18 protein-coding genes are annotated in these 16,029 nt (G+C 68.0%); 6 read left to right on the top strand and 12 right to left on the bottom strand.

Annotation, left to right across the window (positions count from 1 at the left end; translation table 11 throughout):
- Positions 1–14: 14 nt before the first annotated feature.
- The gene (locus MJO54_RS05990) at positions 15–1,214 is read right to left on the bottom strand and encodes a DUF885 domain-containing protein (RefSeq protein WP_105295832.1); all 1,200 of its coding nucleotides are present in this window, start codon (positions 1,212–1,214) and stop codon (positions 15–17) included.
- A 45-nt stretch (positions 1,215–1,259) separates the two neighbouring features.
- Between MJO54_RS05990 and coaA the strand changes: the two genes are divergently transcribed.
- Positions 1,260–2,201, top strand: coding sequence for a type I pantothenate kinase (gene coaA / locus MJO54_RS05985; RefSeq protein WP_046285492.1), 942 nt, complete (start codon positions 1,260–1,262; stop codon positions 2,199–2,201).
- 57 nt (positions 2,202–2,258) lie between these two features.
- Here the strand turns inward: coaA and MJO54_RS23605 are convergent, their stop codons facing one another.
- From MJO54_RS23605 to MJO54_RS05960, 4 genes are all read right to left on the bottom strand, one after another.
- On the bottom strand, positions 2,259–2,852 hold the full coding sequence (locus MJO54_RS23605; protein ID WP_275564491.1) for a DUF732 domain-containing protein: 594 nt from the start codon (positions 2,850–2,852) through the stop codon (positions 2,259–2,261).
- A gap of 54 nt (positions 2,853–2,906) precedes the next feature.
- Entirely contained in the window at positions 2,907–3,314 is a 408-nt protein-coding gene (locus tag MJO54_RS05970) for a hypothetical protein (protein WP_046285483.1), read from the bottom strand.
- 99 nt (positions 3,315–3,413) lie between these two features.
- Positions 3,414–4,781, bottom strand: coding sequence for a hypothetical protein (locus MJO54_RS05965; protein WP_105295765.1), 1,368 nt, complete (start codon positions 4,779–4,781; stop codon positions 3,414–3,416).
- Between the two features lie 6 nt (positions 4,782–4,787).
- Complete coding sequence (locus MJO54_RS05960; RefSeq protein ID WP_046285482.1) at positions 4,788–5,588, bottom strand: (2Z,6E)-farnesyl diphosphate synthase; 801 nt, start codon at positions 5,586–5,588, stop codon at positions 4,788–4,790.
- Between the two features lie 75 nt (positions 5,589–5,663).
- Here MJO54_RS05960 and trhA point away from each other — a divergent pair, with 75 nt between their 5' ends.
- On the top strand, positions 5,664–6,374 hold the full coding sequence (gene trhA, locus MJO54_RS05955) for a PAQR family membrane homeostasis protein TrhA (protein WP_046285481.1): 711 nt from the start codon (positions 5,664–5,666) through the stop codon (positions 6,372–6,374).
- 13 nt (positions 6,375–6,387) lie between these two features.
- On the opposite strand, the gene MJO54_RS05950 is transcribed toward trhA, so the two are convergent.
- Both MJO54_RS05950 and MJO54_RS05945 read right to left on the bottom strand, forming a co-directional pair.
- Positions 6,388–6,771 (bottom strand): nuclear transport factor 2 family protein, encoded by a 384-nt coding sequence (locus tag MJO54_RS05950; RefSeq protein ID WP_046285480.1) that lies wholly within the window; start codon positions 6,769–6,771, stop codon positions 6,388–6,390.
- Between the two features lie 10 nt (positions 6,772–6,781).
- Positions 6,782–8,788 carry a thioredoxin domain-containing protein gene (locus tag MJO54_RS05945; RefSeq protein WP_046285479.1) on the bottom strand — a complete coding sequence of 669 codons (2,007 nt, stop codon included), beginning with the start codon at positions 8,786–8,788 and terminating at the stop codon, positions 6,782–6,784.
- A 180-nt stretch (positions 8,789–8,968) separates the two neighbouring features.
- Between MJO54_RS05945 and pstS the strand changes: the two genes are divergently transcribed.
- Together pstS and MJO54_RS05935 are read left to right on the top strand one after the other, a co-directional pair.
- Complete coding sequence (gene pstS, locus MJO54_RS05940) at positions 8,969–10,078, top strand: phosphate ABC transporter substrate-binding protein PstS (protein WP_105295785.1); 1,110 nt, start codon at positions 8,969–8,971, stop codon at positions 10,076–10,078.
- 19 nt (positions 10,079–10,097) lie between these two features.
- On the top strand, positions 10,098–11,210 hold the full coding sequence (locus tag MJO54_RS05935) for a PPE family protein (protein ID WP_105295766.1): 1,113 nt from the start codon (positions 10,098–10,100) through the stop codon (positions 11,208–11,210).
- A 6-nt stretch (positions 11,211–11,216) separates the two neighbouring features.
- Here MJO54_RS05935 and MJO54_RS05930 read toward each other — a convergent pair whose 3' ends face one another.
- The 3 genes from MJO54_RS05930 to mca form a co-directional block, all read right to left on the bottom strand.
- On the bottom strand, positions 11,217–11,585 hold the full coding sequence (locus tag MJO54_RS05930) for a DUF732 domain-containing protein (RefSeq protein WP_233428798.1): 369 nt from the start codon (positions 11,583–11,585) through the stop codon (positions 11,217–11,219).
- 110 nt (positions 11,586–11,695) lie between these two features.
- A complete protein-coding gene (locus MJO54_RS05925) occupies positions 11,696–12,004 on the bottom strand; it encodes a hypothetical protein (protein WP_046285477.1) in 309 nt (102 codons plus the stop codon).
- The gene (gene mca / locus MJO54_RS05920; RefSeq protein WP_064888898.1) at positions 12,001–12,873 is read right to left on the bottom strand and encodes a mycothiol conjugate amidase Mca; all 873 of its coding nucleotides are present in this window, start codon (positions 12,871–12,873) and stop codon (positions 12,001–12,003) included. Before mca ends, MJO54_RS05925 begins: the two co-directional genes overlap by 4 nt.
- Before the next feature lie 155 nt (positions 12,874–13,028).
- On the opposite strand from mca, the gene MJO54_RS05915 reads away from it, so the two are divergent.
- Positions 13,029–13,451 (top strand): DUF4307 domain-containing protein, encoded by a 423-nt coding sequence (locus MJO54_RS05915; protein WP_046285475.1) that lies wholly within the window; start codon positions 13,029–13,031, stop codon positions 13,449–13,451.
- A 134-nt stretch (positions 13,452–13,585) separates the two neighbouring features.
- Positions 13,586–14,080: a transcription elongation factor GreA gene (greA, locus tag MJO54_RS05910; RefSeq protein WP_024441085.1), complete on the top strand. Its 495-nt coding sequence runs from the start codon at positions 13,586–13,588 to the stop codon at positions 14,078–14,080.
- Between the two features lie 31 nt (positions 14,081–14,111).
- On the opposite strand, the gene MJO54_RS05905 is transcribed toward greA, so the two are convergent.
- Positions 14,112–15,272, bottom strand: a complete 1,161-nt coding sequence (locus MJO54_RS05905; protein ID WP_065153623.1) for a cystathionine gamma-synthase — start codon at positions 15,270–15,272, stop codon at positions 14,112–14,114.
- A complete protein-coding gene (locus tag MJO54_RS05900; protein WP_105295786.1) occupies positions 15,269–15,988 on the bottom strand; it encodes an Rv1078 family RDD domain-containing protein in 720 nt (239 codons plus the stop codon). The genes MJO54_RS05905 and MJO54_RS05900 overlap by 4 nt, the downstream gene beginning before the upstream one ends.
- Positions 15,989–16,029 lie beyond the last annotated feature (41 nt).

Here is a 16,029-nt window from a genome sequence, read left to right as displayed (position 1 = left end):
CGGTCCGGGGGGCGTCAGTCGGCCCGCAGGGTCGACGGCGTCAACGGTTCGTCGAGCAGCCGCCGGAACCGCTCGGTGAGGCTCACCCCGGGCGGCGCCGCGTCCAGCCAGCCGCGCAGCAGCCGGTAGCCCTCCACGTAGGTGGAGGTGTAGGCCCGCCACAGCGGTGAGGACAGGAACCGCATGCTCTGGCGAGCCCGGTCATCGGTGACCAGCAGCCAGCGGCGCAGGTAGTCGGCCACCTCGTCGGCGTCGCGATGTTCGTCGTGCAGCATCAGCGCCGCATCCTGCCGGACGTCGGCCAGCGCCGCGGCCGCCTCAGAGATTGCTTCGGCCCGCACACCGTCGAACTGCAGACCCAGATCGGCGTAGATCTCCGCGGCCCAGGCACCCCAGCCCGGCCCGACCGCGGCATACAGCGCCAAGTCGGCCAAGCCCTCGGCCATCAGGCACTGCGGCGTGTTGACCAGGAAGATGGTCTGCTCGGCCTGACCGAGCTTTTCGACCAGCCCGGCCTCCTTGCGGCAGTGCTCGGTGTGATGACCCGGGTAGGACTCGTGGGCCACCAACCGCGGCAGGTTCGACATCAGCTGTTTGAGGTCGGCGTTGACCGCCACCGTGGAGCGGTAGTCGCCGCGGTAGTAGTTGAATCCTGACCACGGCTTGTCGGTGACCACCTCGTAGGTGATGGTTTCGGACTCCGGCAGCGGGAAGTCCACCCGCACCCGGTCACGCAGTGCCGAGGAGAACGCGTGGATGGCCGCTTCCAACCGCTCCGGCGGAATCTCCTCGGCCCGCCGGTGCGCCGCCATCCGCTCCGCCAGCGGTCCGGTGCCGCCCAGTGCTTCGTCCAGCCGGGCGTGGGCTTGGCGGTAGCGGTCGGTGTCGCCTTTGACGATGACCGGCAGGTCGAAGTAGTCGCGCACCTCCTCGATGAAGCCGACCTGCTCCCCGGCGAACTTGCGCCCGGCGCACGCCAGCGCCCGCAGGTGCACCCGCAAGTACTCAGCACGTGCCGGATCGAGACCGCCGGGCAGTGCCGCAACCAGCTTCTCGGCCTGGCGGGCCAGGTCGGACGGATTGGGCATCAGCTCGTTGGCGACAAGCCGCTGCAGCTCGGGATCGCCGGTGAAGGCGTCGACATAACCCTGCTCGATGCGGTCAAAGCGCAGACCGAGCAACAGGTATTCACGGATCAATTCGGCGGGCTCCATACCCGATCAGGCTAACCGTCGCGGCTACTGCAAGACTGTATGGTCATGCGGCGGCTTAGCGAGCCGACTCCCTACGTGGAGTTCGACCGACGTCAATGGCGGACACTGCGTATGTCTACGCCGATGCCGCTTACCGAAGAAGAAGTCGTCGCGCTGCGCGGCCTGGGCGAGCAGGTCGACCTGTTGGAGGTCGAAGAGGTCTATCTGCCGCTCGCGCGTCTGTTGCACCTGCAGGTCGCCGCCCGCCAACAGCTCTTCGCCGCCACCGCGGAGTTCCTGGGTGCCGAGAACGACCAGAATCCCGATCGGCCGGTGCCCTTCGTCATCGGAGTAGCCGGCAGCGTGGCGGTCGGTAAGTCGACGACGGCCCGCGTGCTGCAGGCGCTGCTGGCCCGCTGGGACCACCACCCGCGGGTGGACCTGGTCACCACCGACGGGTTCCTCTACCCCAATCACGAGTTGCAGCGCCGGAACCTGATGCACCGCAAGGGGTTCCCGGAAAGCTACAACCGTCGCGCGCTGATGCGGTTTGTCACCTCGGTGAAGTCCGGTGCGGACTACGTGTGCGCGCCGGTCTACTCACACATGAGTTACGACATCGTGCCCAGTGCCAAGCAGGTGGTCCGCCACCCCGACATCTTGATCCTCGAAGGTCTCAACGTGCTGCAGACCGGGCCGACGCTGATGATCTCCGACCTGTTCGACTTCTCGCTGTACGTCGATGCCCGGGTGGAAGACATCGAGCACTGGTATGTCTCGCGCTTCCTGGCGATGCGCTCCACCTCGTTCGCCAACCCTGACTCGCACTTCCACCACTACGCGGCCCTGAATGACCAGCAGGCGGTGGCCGCGGCGCGCGACATCTGGCGCTCGATCAACCGGCCCAACCTGATCGAGAACATCCTGCCCACCCGGCCGCGAGCGACCCTGGTGCTGCGCAAGGACGCCGATCACTCCATCAACAGGCTTCGGCTGCGCAAGCTCTAGCGGCGATCGCAAGCGCGGCGGAGCCGGGCGCTGCGGGTCGCCGCCGTCTGCGCGGCGTTAGGGCTGCGTCGCGGTGCCCGGCTGCGGCTGTCCCGGCGGGGGCGCCGGCTCCGGCGGCGGTGGCGGCAGCTCCCCGGCGGGTGCGGGTGCAGGCTCCGGCGGCGGCGGGAAACCCGGCGGCGGCGGGAAGTCCGGCGGCGGTGGGAAACCCGGCGGGGGCGGGAAGCCCGGGGGCGGCGGGAAGCCGGGCGGCGGCGCCTGGTCGGCCAGCGGCGGAACCTCAGGCCCCGGCGACGGCGGTTCGCCGGCACCCGGCGGCGGCACCGCCGGCGTCGGTGTCGGGTTGGCGGCGGCCGCCAAGGTGTCCGGGCACATCTCACGTTGCGCCCCGTCGATCATGACCTTGGTGACACCGTCGGCGACCTTCGTGCCGAACCGGTCCTTGGCCGGGCGCCCCTTCCGCAGGTTCTCGCAGATGATCTTGCCGAATTGCACCGCCCCCGACGGGGTGGTCAGGCCAGGGCTGTTCTGATACTTGAAGCCGTGCGACTCAAGGTAACTGAGGTAGGTCTTCTCGTCGGCCTGCGCCGGCGCCGCGGCGTAGATCAGGATTCCGGGGATCAGCGTCGTCGCCGCCAGCCGCCACTTCATGGGAGTGAACTGTAGACGGTGACGGCCGCAGCGACACGTTGAGTGGGCGGCAACTCAGCCCAGGCGGCGCAGCCCGCGGTACTGCACCCACCCGATGAACGCCGTGTAGGCCGCGCTGACCAACGTCGCCACCACACCGATTCCGGTCAGCGGCAGCACGCCGGCCTCCACCACCGCGATAGCCGCAACAGTGCACACCACATTGGCGGCGATCACAGCGATACCCGCGCGACGCAGGTCCGGCAGCGCGGACAGGAAATAGACCACGGCGCCGTAGAGAACGCAGAACGCGGCCAGCGCGTATTCGTGGGCCGGGGTCAGGCCCTCCAGCGCCGCCATCGGCCGGGCGGCGATCACTCCGAGGAGACCGACGGCACCGATGATGGCGGCGTCGGCGCGGAGTGCGAAGCGCAACAGCGAGTCGGTCGAGTCGGACAGGACCGGGGTGGTGATGGCGGTCATGAGGAAACTCCCTTCGAGTGTGGTGCGGACACCCTCGACCCTGCGGCGCAACCGCTGCCACATCGACCCGTGGCACTGCCAAGCACTGCCAAGCGCAGGTCAGAGAGCCGGCGACACCGTCATCCGGCCCCGCAGGTCGGCGGCGATCACGCGGGCCCCGGCGTTCTGCCAGTTGTGCAGCGAACGCTGCGGCACCTCGGTGACCAGCCACTGCCAGGCCTGGCGCGCCGTGGGGTCCAGGCCGGCCGCGGTGGCGTTCTGCGCGTAGGCGCGCACGCCCACCACGTAGGGGAAATACAGGGCGTTGTAATGCCGCCACTGTTCGGTGGTGCCGAATTCGCCGCAGTCACGGGGCTTGAGCGCGGCGATCCGGTCGGCGAGCAGCGCCTTGAGTTCGTTGGCTCGTTCCAGCGGCGCATCGGGCGCGCCGCGGGCAGCCAATCGCTCGTCGATGACCGGTAGCGCGGTCAGCGGGCTGGCGACGAGCTTCGACAGGTCCCCGTAGTGCCCCAACGCCCGGCGGGTCAGCCGGACGAAGGTCTCCTCGTCGAGGTCGTCGAGCGGGCCGGTCGAGCGCAGCGCCAGCGCCGCCTCGGTGCCGCGCAACACGGCACGGTCGGCGCGCAACGCCGGGGAGCGCCAGAACGCCAGCCGGTCCCAGAGCCCGGCCAGCCGGTCGACGAACACCTGGACCTCGATCCCGACCGCGATCGTGGTGAACAGCAGCACCGTCAGCGCGGTCTGCGCCACGGGTTCGGGCCGGGTCAACCACAAGCCGATCAACGCCTGCCCACCCAGCAACGCCGCCATCGCGACGCAGGCAAGAAACGACCGCAGCATGTCCAGCCGCAGCGCCTGGCCTTCGTCGAAGGCATCCCAGAGCGCCACCGCCAGGCCCAGCAGAAGCACGTCGACGCCGGTGCTGGCCAGCGCGATGCCGCTGGGCACCATGCCCAGCGGGATGATCAGGATCGCGTTGGCGAGGGCAAAGAACAGCGTCGCGACGGCGGCCACCCCAAGCACCGAACCAGGCTGCGCAGGCCGGATCAGCGCCTTGACCATCGCCGCCAGCGTCGAGACCGAGATCACTACGAACAGCAGCCAATGTCCGGCCCCCGGCGGACCTTCGACGCTGCCGGCCCAGGTCGCTCCGACCAGTGCCGCAGCCGCAACCGCGCCGATGAACGTCGCGTCGCGCGCCCGGCCGGTCCAGCGATCACATGGCCGGGCCAGCTCCAGCAGCACCGCGAACCAGGCCACCCCGGGAACCACCGCCAGGTAGATCTCCACCCGCCCGAGCAGCACCGGATGCCACACCGCCCGGACCGCGTCGGCGGCCACCACGGCGGCAAAGCCGCACAACCCGACCGCGGCCAGCACCAGCACCGGTTTGCGCGGGTCTCGCGCCAACAGATACATCCCGAGCCACCAACTCAGGGTGAAGACCAGCGCCGACAACACCACCACGGCTCGCTACCGCCCGAATCTCCGGTGCCGCACGCTGTAGTCGCGCAGCGCGCGCAGGAAGTCGACCCGGCGAAACGCCGGCCAGTGCGCCTCGGTGAACCACATCTCCGAGTAGGCGCTCTGCCACAGCAGGAAACCGGACAGCCGCTGCTCCCCGGAGGTGCGAATCACCAGGTCCGGGTCCGGCTGGCCCGAGGTGTAGAGGTTCTCCGAGATGCCTTCGACGGTCACCGCGTCGACGAGCTCCTCGGCCGTGGCGCCGTTGGCTAGCTGCTTGCCGAGCAGGCCACGCACGGCGTCGACGATCTCCTGCCGGCCGCCGTAGCCGACTGCGACGTTGACGTGCAGGCGCGAGGCCACGCCATCGTTGGTCGCCGTGCTCTCGACAGCCTCACGCAGGCGACGAGCTGGTTCTTCACCCAGCAGCGCCAGATCCCCCACCGTGCGCACGCTCCACCGGTTTGCGGGCGCGCAGATCTCCTCCACCACATCGGTGATGATCTCGATGAGCGCAGCCAGTTCGGCGGGGTCACGCTGCAGGTTCTCGGTGGACAGCAGGTAGACGGTGGCCATCTCGATGCCCGCATCGGCGCACCAGCGCAGCATCTCGGCGATCTTGGCCGCACCCATCCGGTAGCCGTAGCTGACATCGTCGTAGCCGGCATCGCGCGCCCACCGGCGGTTACCGTCGCAGAGAACGGCGATGTGGCGGGGCAGGTTCGACCGCGACGCCGCCAGGCCCTGCCGGAGACGCAGTTCGTAGATCCGGTACAGCGGCTCTTTCAAGCGCGCCGGGATGATTGCCACAAAAACCCAGACTACTGTGATCTGAAAGCAATGACGGGAATCAGTCCGGGATCCGCGTGGAGTTCAGGAAGGCCCATGAGCACCCACACCGACACCATCGCCGAGCCGAATCCGAACGAGCTGCCGGCGGACCTCACCGCGCCGCACACCAAACCGCGGGCACGCGGGTGGATCCACTTGGTGTCGGCCATCGTTGCCGTCATCGCCGGGATCACCCTGACCGCGGTTGCCTGGTCGCTGGCCGGGCTCGAAGCCGGCCTGGCGACATTGGCCTACTCCATCTCGGTGGTGGGCATGTTCGCGGTCAGCGCGACCTATCACCGGATCACCTGGAAGTCTGTCGCCGCCCGAATCCGCATGAAGCGGCTCGACCACGCGATGATCTTCATCTTCATCGCCGGCACCTACACCCCGTTCGCCCTGCTGGCGATGGACCACGGCGCCCAGGAACGGCTGGTGATGGCGATCGTGTGGGGTGGCGCTTTGGCCGGCGTGGTGCTCAAGTTGTGCTGGCCGACCGCCCCGAAATGGGTCGGAGTGCCGCTTTACCTGCTGCTGGGCTGGGTGTCAGCCTTTTTCATCGCGACGATCATGCACAACGCCGGTGTCGCGGCGATGGTGCTGCTGGCCGTCGGTGGAACGCTCTACAGCATCGGCGCGATCATGTACGCGCTGAAGTGGCCGGATCCGTGGCCCGAGACGTTCGGCTACCACGAGTTCTTCCACGCTTGCACCGCTGTGGCCGCGATCTGCCAGTACATCGCGATCTGGTTCGCGGTGCTGTAGTCGCCGCGCGGGCCTACAACTGGGTGATGTTCTCCGCCGACCAGTAGGCCTTCATCCCGGCGATCTTGCCGTCGCCGTCGAACACCATCACGTCGATCGGCTCGATGCGCATCCGGTGGTCACCGTTGGTGATGGTCAGCGCGAAGTGGAACGCCGCCTCGTTGCCGGCGACCCGCAGCGTCACCAGCTCGGACTTGCGGTCCAGCCCGGTGATGGCCGAGTAGAAGTTGCGGATGGCCTGGTGGCCGATGTGCACCTCGCCGCCGACCGGGTCCTCCAGGGTGGCGTCGGAGGCATAGAGCTCGACCAGCGCATCGGCGTCGCCGCCGCCGACCAGCTCGATGTAGCGGTGGACGGTCTCGGTGATGGCCTGTGCCCGCTCGGGTGCGCTCGTCATGTGCCGCACGTTACACGGATGCCGGATTCGCGGGCACCCCAAGGGCGGCCGCCAACTCCGCCGCACTGCGCACCGGCAGGTCGCATACCGGGCCCCGGCAGACGTAGGCGGCGTCGGCACCGTTGACCCGGCCTCGCCCGGCCAGCAGTTCCGATGAGTCAGCCGCTCCGCCGACCACGATCGTCCCGCCGGGGGCCAGCCTGCGCGCCTGCTCCAACAGTGCCGAGTCCGGGCTGTCGCAGGCCACCGCGATCTGCAGCGGACCCCGCACGGAGGCCTCGGCGATACCGAGCCAGTGCCCGACCGCGCGCGGCGCCCGCTCCAGCAACGCGGCGTGCGCAGCCAGCGCGTCGACGGCGGCCTGGCGGTAGCGCTCGCTGCGGTCGGTGGACACCAAGTGAGCCGCGGTCAGCAGCGCCTCGGTGATCAATGCCGCCCCCGACGGGGTGGCGCCGTCCATCGGGTCGCTGGGGCGCAGCATCAGGGTTTCGGCGTCGTCGGCACTGTCGAACCAGCGCCCGGGCGAGTCCGGATCGGCGAAGTGGGCCAGCGCGGTGTCCAGCAGGCCGGCGGCGGCATCGAGCAGACTCTGCTCACCGCTGAGCTGGTGCAGGCTGAGCAGTCCGGTGGCCAGCGCGCCGTAGTCCTCCAGGATCGCGGCGCTGTCCCCCACCCGGCCGCCCAGGCTGGCCCGCCGCAGCCGACCGTCCACCAGATGCAGGTCGAGCAGCTTGCCGGCGCACTCCTGCGCCGCGGCAGCCAGGCTCGGATCACCCAGTGCCACGGCCGCTTCGGCCAACGCGGTGATCGCCATGCCGTTCCAGGCGGTCACCACCTTGTCGTCGCGCCCGGGCTGGGGTCGGGACCGCCGAGCGGCCAGTAGTCGCTGGCGCACCCGATCGAGCCGCTCGGGATCATCGGGATCGGTCAGTAGCTGCAGTACCGAACTGCCGGCTTCGAAGGTGCCACCTGAAGTCACTCCGAAAACCTCTGCTGCCCAGCCCCCGTCGTCGGCGCCGAGAACCTCGGTCAGCTGCTCGGGTGTCCACACATAGGTCAAGCCCTCCTGGCCGTCGGTGTCGGCGTCCAGCGACGAGATGAACATCCCGCTGTCGGATAGATCCTCCAGCAGGAAACGGGCAGTCTGAGCGGCCACCCGCGTGGCCAGCGGATCGCCGGTGCGCCGGGCCCAGTGTGCGTAGGCCCGCAGCAGCAACGCGTTGTCGTAGAGCATCTTCTCGAAATGCGGTACCACCCAGGCATTGTCGACGCTGTAGCGGGCGAAGCCGCCGGCGAGCTGGTCGTAGATACCGCCGCGGGCCATCGCCGCACCCGTGCGCTCCACGGCCTGAAGCGCCGGGCGGGTCGCGGTCCGTTCGTAGTGACGCAGCAAGGTTTCCAGCAGCGCCGACGGTGGGAACTTCGGCGCACCACCGAATCCACCGTGGGTGATGTCCTCGTCACGCAGCACCGCGGCCACCGCCGCGTCGCAGAGCATCGCGTCGACCGGCGGCCCCTCCCCCGGCAGTCCGGCGGCCATCGCGCGCAACTCGGTGGCGATGTTGTCCGAGGCCTCCTCGACTTCGTCACGGCGCTCGTTCCAAGTGGCGGTAATGGCCGAAAGCAGGTTCAGGAACGCATCTTTGGGGTAGTACGTGCCGCAATAGAACGGCCGGCCGTCGGGGGTCAGGAAACACGTCATCGGCCAGCCACCGCGCCCGGTCAGCGCCTGGGTGGCGGTCATGTAGATCGCGTCGATATCCGGGCGCTCCTCCCGATCGACCTTGATGCACACGAAACCCGCGTTCATGGCCGCGGCGACTTCGGTGTCCTCGAAGGAGCCGTGCGCCATCACGTGACACCAGTGGCAGGCCGCGTAGCCGACTGACAGCAGGATCGGCACGTCGCGTCGGGCGGCCTCGGCCAGCGCCTCGGGCGTCCATTCCCGCCAGTGCACCGGGTTGTCGGCGTGTTGACGCAGGTAGGGGCTGGCGGACGCTGCGAGACGGTTGGCCATCCATCCACGCTAATCCTGTTCGACGCCAGTTGGCGCTGAGCCCCACACGCGGACGATGTCCGTACAACTCATGACAAGTTCGAAAACGGTTGCTGAACTCTTGAATTCTCCTGTAGAGCACCAATGTTGAGGGGCGACACCATTGCTAGCATTCGCCGATGAGACGACCCGAGGGATGTGATTGACATCAATCGACGTGCCGTACCGAGCTTGCTGGCCGTGGGCGCTGCGCTGCTGTCCGGGTGCGGCGGGGGCCATGACGCGACCGCACCGAGCCACGCGGCACCAGCCCCGTCGTCCGGCGTGGACTGTGGCGGGCGCGCGAACCTGACGGCCAGCGGATCCACCGCTCAGTCCAACGCGATGACGCGGTTCGTCGCGTCGTTCAGCCAAGCCTGCCCCGGCCAGAGCCTGACCTACCATGCGAACGGATCCGGTGCGGGTATCGACGAGTTCATGGCCGCCCAAACGGATTTCGGAGGATCTGATTCGCCGCTGAGCAAGGGTGAATACGACCGCGCCCAGCAGCGCTGCGGTGCGCCGGTATGGAACCTGCCGTTGGTGTTCGGGCCCATTGCCATCGCATTCCGCCTGGGCGGCGTGACATCGCTGAACCTGGACGGCCCCACCGCCGCCAACATCTTCAACGGCACCATCACCACCTGGAACGATCCCGCGATCGCCGCCCTGAACACCGGCACCGACCTGCCTGCCCTGCCGATTCGGGTGGTGTCGCGCAGCGACGCGTCCGGGACCACGGACAACTTCCAGCGCTACCTGGACACCGCATCCGCGGGCACCTGGGGCAAGGGGGCCGGACGGACGTTCAACGGCGCTGCCGGCCAGAGCGCCCATGGCAACGAAGGAGTCGCCGCGACTGCGGCCGACCTCGAGGGGTCGATCACCTACACCGAGTGGTCCTTCGCCCAGGGCCACCACCTGGGCATGGCCAACGTCATCACCTCAGCCGGCCCGAATCCGGTGTCGATCAGTGCGGAATCCGTCGGCAAGACCATCCTGTCGGCCTGGTTCATCCGCGAAGGCAACGACTTGGCGCTGGACACCATCTCCTTCTATCGGCCGAACCAGCCCGGCGCCTACCCGATCGTGCTGGCCACCTACGAGATCGTCTGCTCGAAGTATCCCGATCCAGAGGTCGGAAGCGCGGTGCGCGCCTTCCTGCAGAGCGCGATCGGCGACGGCCAGAACGACCTGGCGGATCACGGCTACGTCCCCATCCCCGATGCGTTGAAGTCACGCCTCTCGGCCGCCATCAGCGCGATCGCCTAAACGAGCCGCCACCACGGGTATGCAGTCGGTAACCGCTCCCCCCGAGGTCACCTCCGCGCTGGTCCACAACGGACCCGGCGCGAGATCCCTCATCGAGGCGTCGGGGGTGTGGCGGCAGCTCGGCACCTATCTGGACGAATACGCCGACGACTATGTCGCCGCCCTGTCGTCGTTGGTGGACTCATGGCGCGGCCGTTCCGCGGCTGCAATGGTGCAATCCGTCGAGCCCTACCTGGTGTGGCTGCGTGCCACGGCACAGCAGTGCCGGCGCACCGCCGCCTCGATGCAGCAAGCCGCCGCCGCTTTCGAAACGGTCCGCACGGCGGTGGCCCCGACCACAGCAATCAAGGCCAACCGCACTCGCCGGGTGCAACTGCTGGCGTCCAATCGATTCGGGACCAACTCCGCGGCTATCGCGGAGAATGAGGGCCAGTATCTGGGCATGTGGACGAACAACGCTGCCGCGATGACCCGCTATCAGGCGGCTTCGGCGCAAGCCACCACACTTCCCGCGTTCAGCTCCCCGAAGCCCGCGACAGCCAGTAGTGGGACTACTTCTGCTGCTTCGACTTTGGCGTCATTGGAGTCGCCACTGCCCGCATTCGACCCCAACGCAAGTTGGACGGGCCTGGCGAACACCTATGCCAACCAGTTCGTGTCGTCCGGCTTCCCGATCAACCTGCTCAGCTACCTCGCCCAGAACACCTCAGCGCAGGCGTTGCAGAACGTCAACACCGCCATGGCGCAGGGCCTGGCCGAGGGCGAGTCCGCCTTGATCCCGGCGATGCCGCTCGGGGGGCTGGGCGCGCTGGGCGCCGCCGGCCTCACCGAAATGCCCGCGGCGGCAATCGGTGTCGGGGTGAAGCTGGGCCCACTGACCGTGCCACCCGCCGCGGCGGGGTTTCTGGCCGCGACACAGGCACCGGTGCAGTTGGCGTCCTCGGCGACACCGCTGCCGGCAAGCCAGTCCACGACGTTCGCCGGCGTCCCGCCGATCATGCCGCCGATGGTGCCGCCATCGAATTCCGCGGGCAGTGGCTGGCGCAAGCGCAAACAGCAGAAGTACGAGGACCTGGAAGTGGGTTTGGAGCTGCGAGGCCCGGTGATGCCCAAGCCGCCCTCGGCGGGCTGAGCAGAACTAGCCGTGATGCCGCGGGCAGAACGCGCTGACGCTGACCCCCACGAAGAAGCCGGCGTGATAGCCGTCGAGCTGGCTACTCTGCATCACCTCGGACACCACGTCGTTCTTCTGCCGGCCACTGTCGAGCTCGTCGCAGACCTCATGCCCGGCGATGACCGCAGACTGGCCGTTGGCGAAGTCGATGCCCTTGGAGTTGAGTGCGCCTAGGAACGTGGTGTCGACCGCGTCGGCGTGCACGGCCGGAACCTTGAGCAGGCCGACCAGTAACACCATCAAGATGACCGGCGATACCGCCAACCCTGGTGAGCGATCTGCGAGCATGGCCAACCCCGAACCTTCCTCCCAATCCGCGGGCAGGGCAATCATCTCACGCGGCGCTAGGGTCGGCGACAGCCGCGATAGTGACGAAACCTGAAGGGGCAAAGGTTAATCCGGCAGTCGCATACGCGATACCCGGTGTTGGGGAGCTGTTAGCGCTACGACTGCCGCGGCGGCGATCCCGGCTCGTCGTCGCCCGGGAGATCCTCGGGCGAAGCGGACCCGACGGTCCCCTCGTCGGCGGCTTGGTCGGCGGCCGGGTGGTCGCGGTCGAACGATTCCGGCAACTTCTTGAGCTGCCGGTTCATCGACCACACCAGTGCGAATGTGCCGAGCATCAGCAGCACGATGACCAACAGCCCGAACGGGCTGGCCTTACCGAAGTCCGGCCCGGTGTCGCGCGGCACGCCATCGGCCAAGATGTCGTCCGCCGCCATCCACAACACGGTCAGCACAGCATGGTTCATCCGTTGTCCTCGATCCCGGCGAACAGGTCAGTCTCCGGCAGAGTAACCGGCACCCGGGACCGAGCCAGCTCGAACTCCTCGGTCGGCCAGAGCCGCTGCTGCCACTCGATCGGCGCGGCGAAGAAGTCGCCGTTGGGATCGATCTGTGTGGCGTGCGCACGCAGTGCGTCGTCACGCTGGCTGAAGTAGTCCGCGCATTCGACGCGGGTGGTCACCCGGTCGGCGAACACGTCGTGGTCGGGCTGCCAGTGCTCGAGCCATTTCGCGAACGGGCCGACCTCACCGTTGCGGGCGAACTCGTCTTGCAACAGCTGCATTCGTTGCCGCAAGAACCCGTGGTTGTAGTAGAGCTTGGAGACATTCCAGGGCTCACCGGCCTGCGGGTAGCGGCGGTGGTCGCCGGCGGCCTCGAACGCGGCTACCGATACCTGATGGCAACGGATGTGATCGGGGTGCGGGTAGCCGCCGTTCTCGTCGTAGGTGGTCATCACATGTGGACGGAACTGGCGCACGGCCCGCACCAGTGCTTCGGTGGACACCTCCAGCGGCACCAGCGCAAAGCAGTCCTCGGGCAGCGGCGGCAGCGGGTCGCCCTTGGGCAGGCCGGAGTCGACGAAGCCCAGCCAGTGGTGCTCCACCCCGAGGATCTCGGCGGCCTTCGCCATCTCGTCGCGCCGGACCGCGGCGATGTTGCCGTGCACATCGGGCAGGTCCATCGCGGGGTTGAGAATGTCGCCGCGCTCGCCACCGGTCAGGGTCACGACCATCACCCGGTGCCCAGCGGCGGTGTAGCGGGCCACCGTGGCCGCGCCCTTGCTGGACTCGTCGTCGGGGTGGGCATGCACCGCCATCAGCCGCAGTCCACTCATGCGCACATTCCCCGTTCCCTCCAGGTTCCTCCTGCCGGAACCCCGGACCGGACGCCTATAGTTCCAGATGGTTTCCGGCCCCCATCGTTACACCACCTGCGGCGGGCGCGGTAATCGCTCCCGAATCCACCGTTGACCATGGGACACACCTCACGATGACCGACTCCAAGCCGGCCCGATACGGGGATACCCAGGGCAGTGCCCTGCCCCGTCGGTTGCTGGCGATCGCCCTGGGTGCGCTGGCGATCGCCACTGTCGCCGCCATCGCGGTAGTGGGCTACCAGCGCTTCGCAACCGCCGAGGTCAAGGGCGAGTTGTACGGCTATGAGGTGCTCGACGACCAGACGGTCTCGGTTAAGTTCAGCGTGACTCGATCAGACCCGTCGACTCCGGCGGCCTGCATCGTGCGGGTCCGATCCAGCGACGGCAGCGAGACTGGCCGCCGTGAAGTGCTGATTCCGCCGTCGGAGTCGGCCACCGTGCAGGTGACCACGACCGTGAAATCCTCCCAGCAACCTGTCATGGGCGACGTCTACGGTTGCGGCAGCGACGTCCCCGATTACTTACGATCGCCATGATGCCGCGGTGGTACCCTGTACGGATACACGGTTCCAGCTGGGACCGTGTATTGCTGCATTAGAACGATGCACGAGAACGATGTCGCCCCGCTGCCCAATGGCGCCGGATCCGACGACACAAGGAGCACAGTGAGATGACGGACACCCAGGTGACCTGGTTGACGCAGGAGTCACACGACCGGCTCAAGGCGGAGCTCGACCAGCTGATCGCGAACCGTCCGGTGATCGCCGCGGAGATCAACGACCGCCGCGAAGAGGGCGACCTGCGCGAGAACGGCGGCTATCACGCCGCACGTGAGGAGCAGGGCCAGCAGGAGGCCCGCATCCGGCAGCTGCAGGAGTTGCTCAACAACGCCAAGGTCGGTGAGGCTCCGACGCAGTCCGGCGTGGCATTGCCGGGCTCGGTCGTCAAGGTCTTCTACGACGGCGACAAGTCCGACACCGAGACGTTCCTGATCGCCACCCGCCAGGAGGGCGTCAACGACGACAAGCTCGAGGTGTATTCACCGAACTCGCCGCTTGGCCACGCCCTGCTGGGCGCCAAGGTCGACGAGGAGCGCAGCTACACGGTGCCCAGCGGCAAGACCGTCAAGGTGACCCTGGTCAGCGCGGAGCCCTACCACTCCTGAGCCCCTGAGCCCCGATTCGGGGCTCGTCGCTTTAGTCCAGCGCCTGCTTCAGGTCGTCGATCAGGTCGTCGATGTCCTCGATGCCCACCGACAGGCGCACCAGGTCGTCGGGAACCTCGAGCTGCGAACCCGCCGTCGACGCATGCGTCATCGCGCCGGGTAGTTCGATCAGCGACTCCACCCCGCCCAGCGACTCGGCCAGGATGAAGATCTCGGTTCCGGCGCACAGCTTCTCGGCGGCAGCCCGGCCACCATGCATCCGGACCGACACCATGCCGCCGAACCCGCGCATCTGTGCCGCGGCGACATCGTGGCCGGGGTGCTCCGCCAGGCCCGGGTAGAGCACTCGACTCACCGCGGGATGCCCGTTGAGGAATTCGGCGACGGCGGCGGCGTTCTCGCTGTGCCGCTGCATCCGCAGCACCAAGGTCTTCAGGCCGCGCAGGGTCAGGTAGGCATCGAAGGGACCCGGTACGGCGCCCGCCCCGTTCTGCAGGAACGCGAAAGCCGCGTCGAGTTCTTCATCGTCGGTGACCAGCGCACCACCCACCACGTCGGAGTGGCCGCCGATGTATTTGGTGGTCGAATGCAACACCACGTCGGCGCCCAGCGTCAGCGGCTGCTGCAGCGCGGGCGAGGCGAAGGTGTTGTCCACCAGTACCTTTGCGCCCGCGCCGTGGCCTATCGCTGCGATGGCTTCAATATCAGCGATCGACAGCAGCGGGTTGGTAGGAGTCTCGACCCAGATCAGCCTGGTTTTGTCGGTGAGCGCCTCGCGGACCGCGTCCAGGTCGGACAGCGCCACCGGGGTGTGCGCCACACCCCACTGGGTGAAGACCTTGTCGATCAGCCGGAAGGTGCCCCCGTAGGCGTCGTCGGGAATGATCAGGTGATCGCCGGGGCGCAGGATCGACCGCAACGCGCAGTCCGTGGCAGCCATCCCCGAACCGAATGCCCGACCGAATCGGCCGCGCTCCACCGCGGCCAGCGCGGTCTCCAGTGCGGCCCGGGTCGGATTGCCGGTGCGCGCGTACTCGAATCCGCCACGCAGGCCGCCGACGCCGTCTTGGGCGAAGGTGCTGCTGGCGTAGATCGGTACGTTGACGGCCCCGGTTGCCGGATCCGGACGGAACCCGGCATGGATCGCCGTGGTGGACAGGCCCGTATTGCTGTGGGGTTGTTTCTGACTCAACGGATCGGCAAGCAGACGGTGGTCATGATCTTGTCAGCGATCGTCTGGCGTTTGGCGTCCCACAGCGGGAACAGGTAGCCGATGCACAAGATCGCGCCGTCGATGATGTGTGCCAACTGGCGCACGATCGACATCCCGAACCCGATGGGCTGACCGGTCTGTTCGGAGACCACCTTGAACTTCAGCACCGACTTACCGATGCTCGATCCGGTGGTGCCCTGCCGATAGCCGTAGTTCCAGATCCCGTAGGCGAGTGCGGCCAACCAGCCGACGAACATCAGTGCCGCGCCGGTGCTCGACGGCGTGACCGTGCAGGCGAATCCGTCGGAGCTGGTGATGCACTCCTTGTCGGCGGTGGTTCCGGCGATCATCGACGGAATGCCGTAGAGCACCAGGATCGGGAGGAAGTCGATGAAGTAGGCGCCGACGCGAGTCAGCCACGAGGTGTAGGCCTCTTGCGGCAGCTGGCCCACCGGGTTTCCGGCTGCGCCCTGGTACGCGCCGTAGCCCGGAGGCGGGGGCGGGTAATTGCCCGGCGGCGGCGGGGGGTAGTTCCCGGGCGGCGGGGGCGGGTAGTTGCCAGGGGGCGGCGGGGGGTAGTTACCCGGAGGCGGCGGGTAATTGCCGGGAGGTGGCGGCGGGTAGTTGCCCTGCGACGGGAAGTCACCGGACGGGGGTGGGTAGTTGCCCTGCGGGGGCGGCGGAAAATCGGTCATCTCCACCCTTTCGGGTCGTGTCGGTGAACGGTCCAAACGCT

It is taken from the genome of Mycolicibacter virginiensis, from assembly GCF_022374935.2.
Lineage (GTDB): Bacteria > Actinomycetota > Actinomycetes > Mycobacteriales > Mycobacteriaceae > Mycobacterium > Mycobacterium virginiense.
This window is presented reverse-complemented; position numbering and strand designations above follow the sequence as displayed.

Coding starts and splice junctions, on each gene's coding strand:
- MJO54_RS05990 (WP_105295832.1), bottom strand. CDS start 1,214: ATGGAGCCCGCCGAATTGATCCGTGAATACCTGTTGCTCGGTCTGCGC.
- coaA (WP_046285492.1), top strand. CDS start 1,260: ATGCGGCGGCTTAGCGAGCCGACTCCCTACGTGGAGTTCGACCGACGT.
- MJO54_RS23605 (WP_275564491.1), bottom strand. CDS start 2,852: ATGAAGTGGCGGCTGGCGGCGACGACGCTGATCCCCGGAATCCTGATC.
- MJO54_RS05970 (WP_046285483.1), bottom strand. CDS start 3,314: ATGACCGCCATCACCACCCCGGTCCTGTCCGACTCGACCGACTCGCTG.
- trhA (WP_046285481.1), top strand. CDS start 5,664: ATGAGCACCCACACCGACACCATCGCCGAGCCGAATCCGAACGAGCTG.
- MJO54_RS05950 (WP_046285480.1), bottom strand. CDS start 6,771: ATGACGAGCGCACCCGAGCGGGCACAGGCCATCACCGAGACCGTCCAC.
- MJO54_RS05945 (WP_046285479.1), bottom strand. CDS start 8,788: ATGGCCAACCGTCTCGCAGCGTCCGCCAGCCCCTACCTGCGTCAACAC.
- MJO54_RS05935 (WP_105295766.1), top strand. CDS start 10,098: ATGCAGTCGGTAACCGCTCCCCCCGAGGTCACCTCCGCGCTGGTCCAC.
- MJO54_RS05930 (WP_233428798.1), bottom strand. CDS start 11,585: ATGATTGCCCTGCCCGCGGATTGGGAGGAAGGTTCGGGGTTGGCCATG.
- MJO54_RS05925 (WP_046285477.1), bottom strand. CDS start 12,004: ATGAACCATGCTGTGCTGACCGTGTTGTGGATGGCGGCGGACGACATC.
- mca (WP_064888898.1), bottom strand. CDS start 12,873: ATGAGTGGACTGCGGCTGATGGCGGTGCATGCCCACCCCGACGACGAG.
- MJO54_RS05915 (WP_046285475.1), top strand. CDS start 13,029: ATGACCGACTCCAAGCCGGCCCGATACGGGGATACCCAGGGCAGTGCC.
- greA (WP_024441085.1), top strand. CDS start 13,586: ATGACGGACACCCAGGTGACCTGGTTGACGCAGGAGTCACACGACCGG.
- MJO54_RS05900 (WP_105295786.1), bottom strand. CDS start 15,988: ATGACCGATTTTCCGCCGCCCCCGCAGGGCAACTACCCACCCCCGTCC.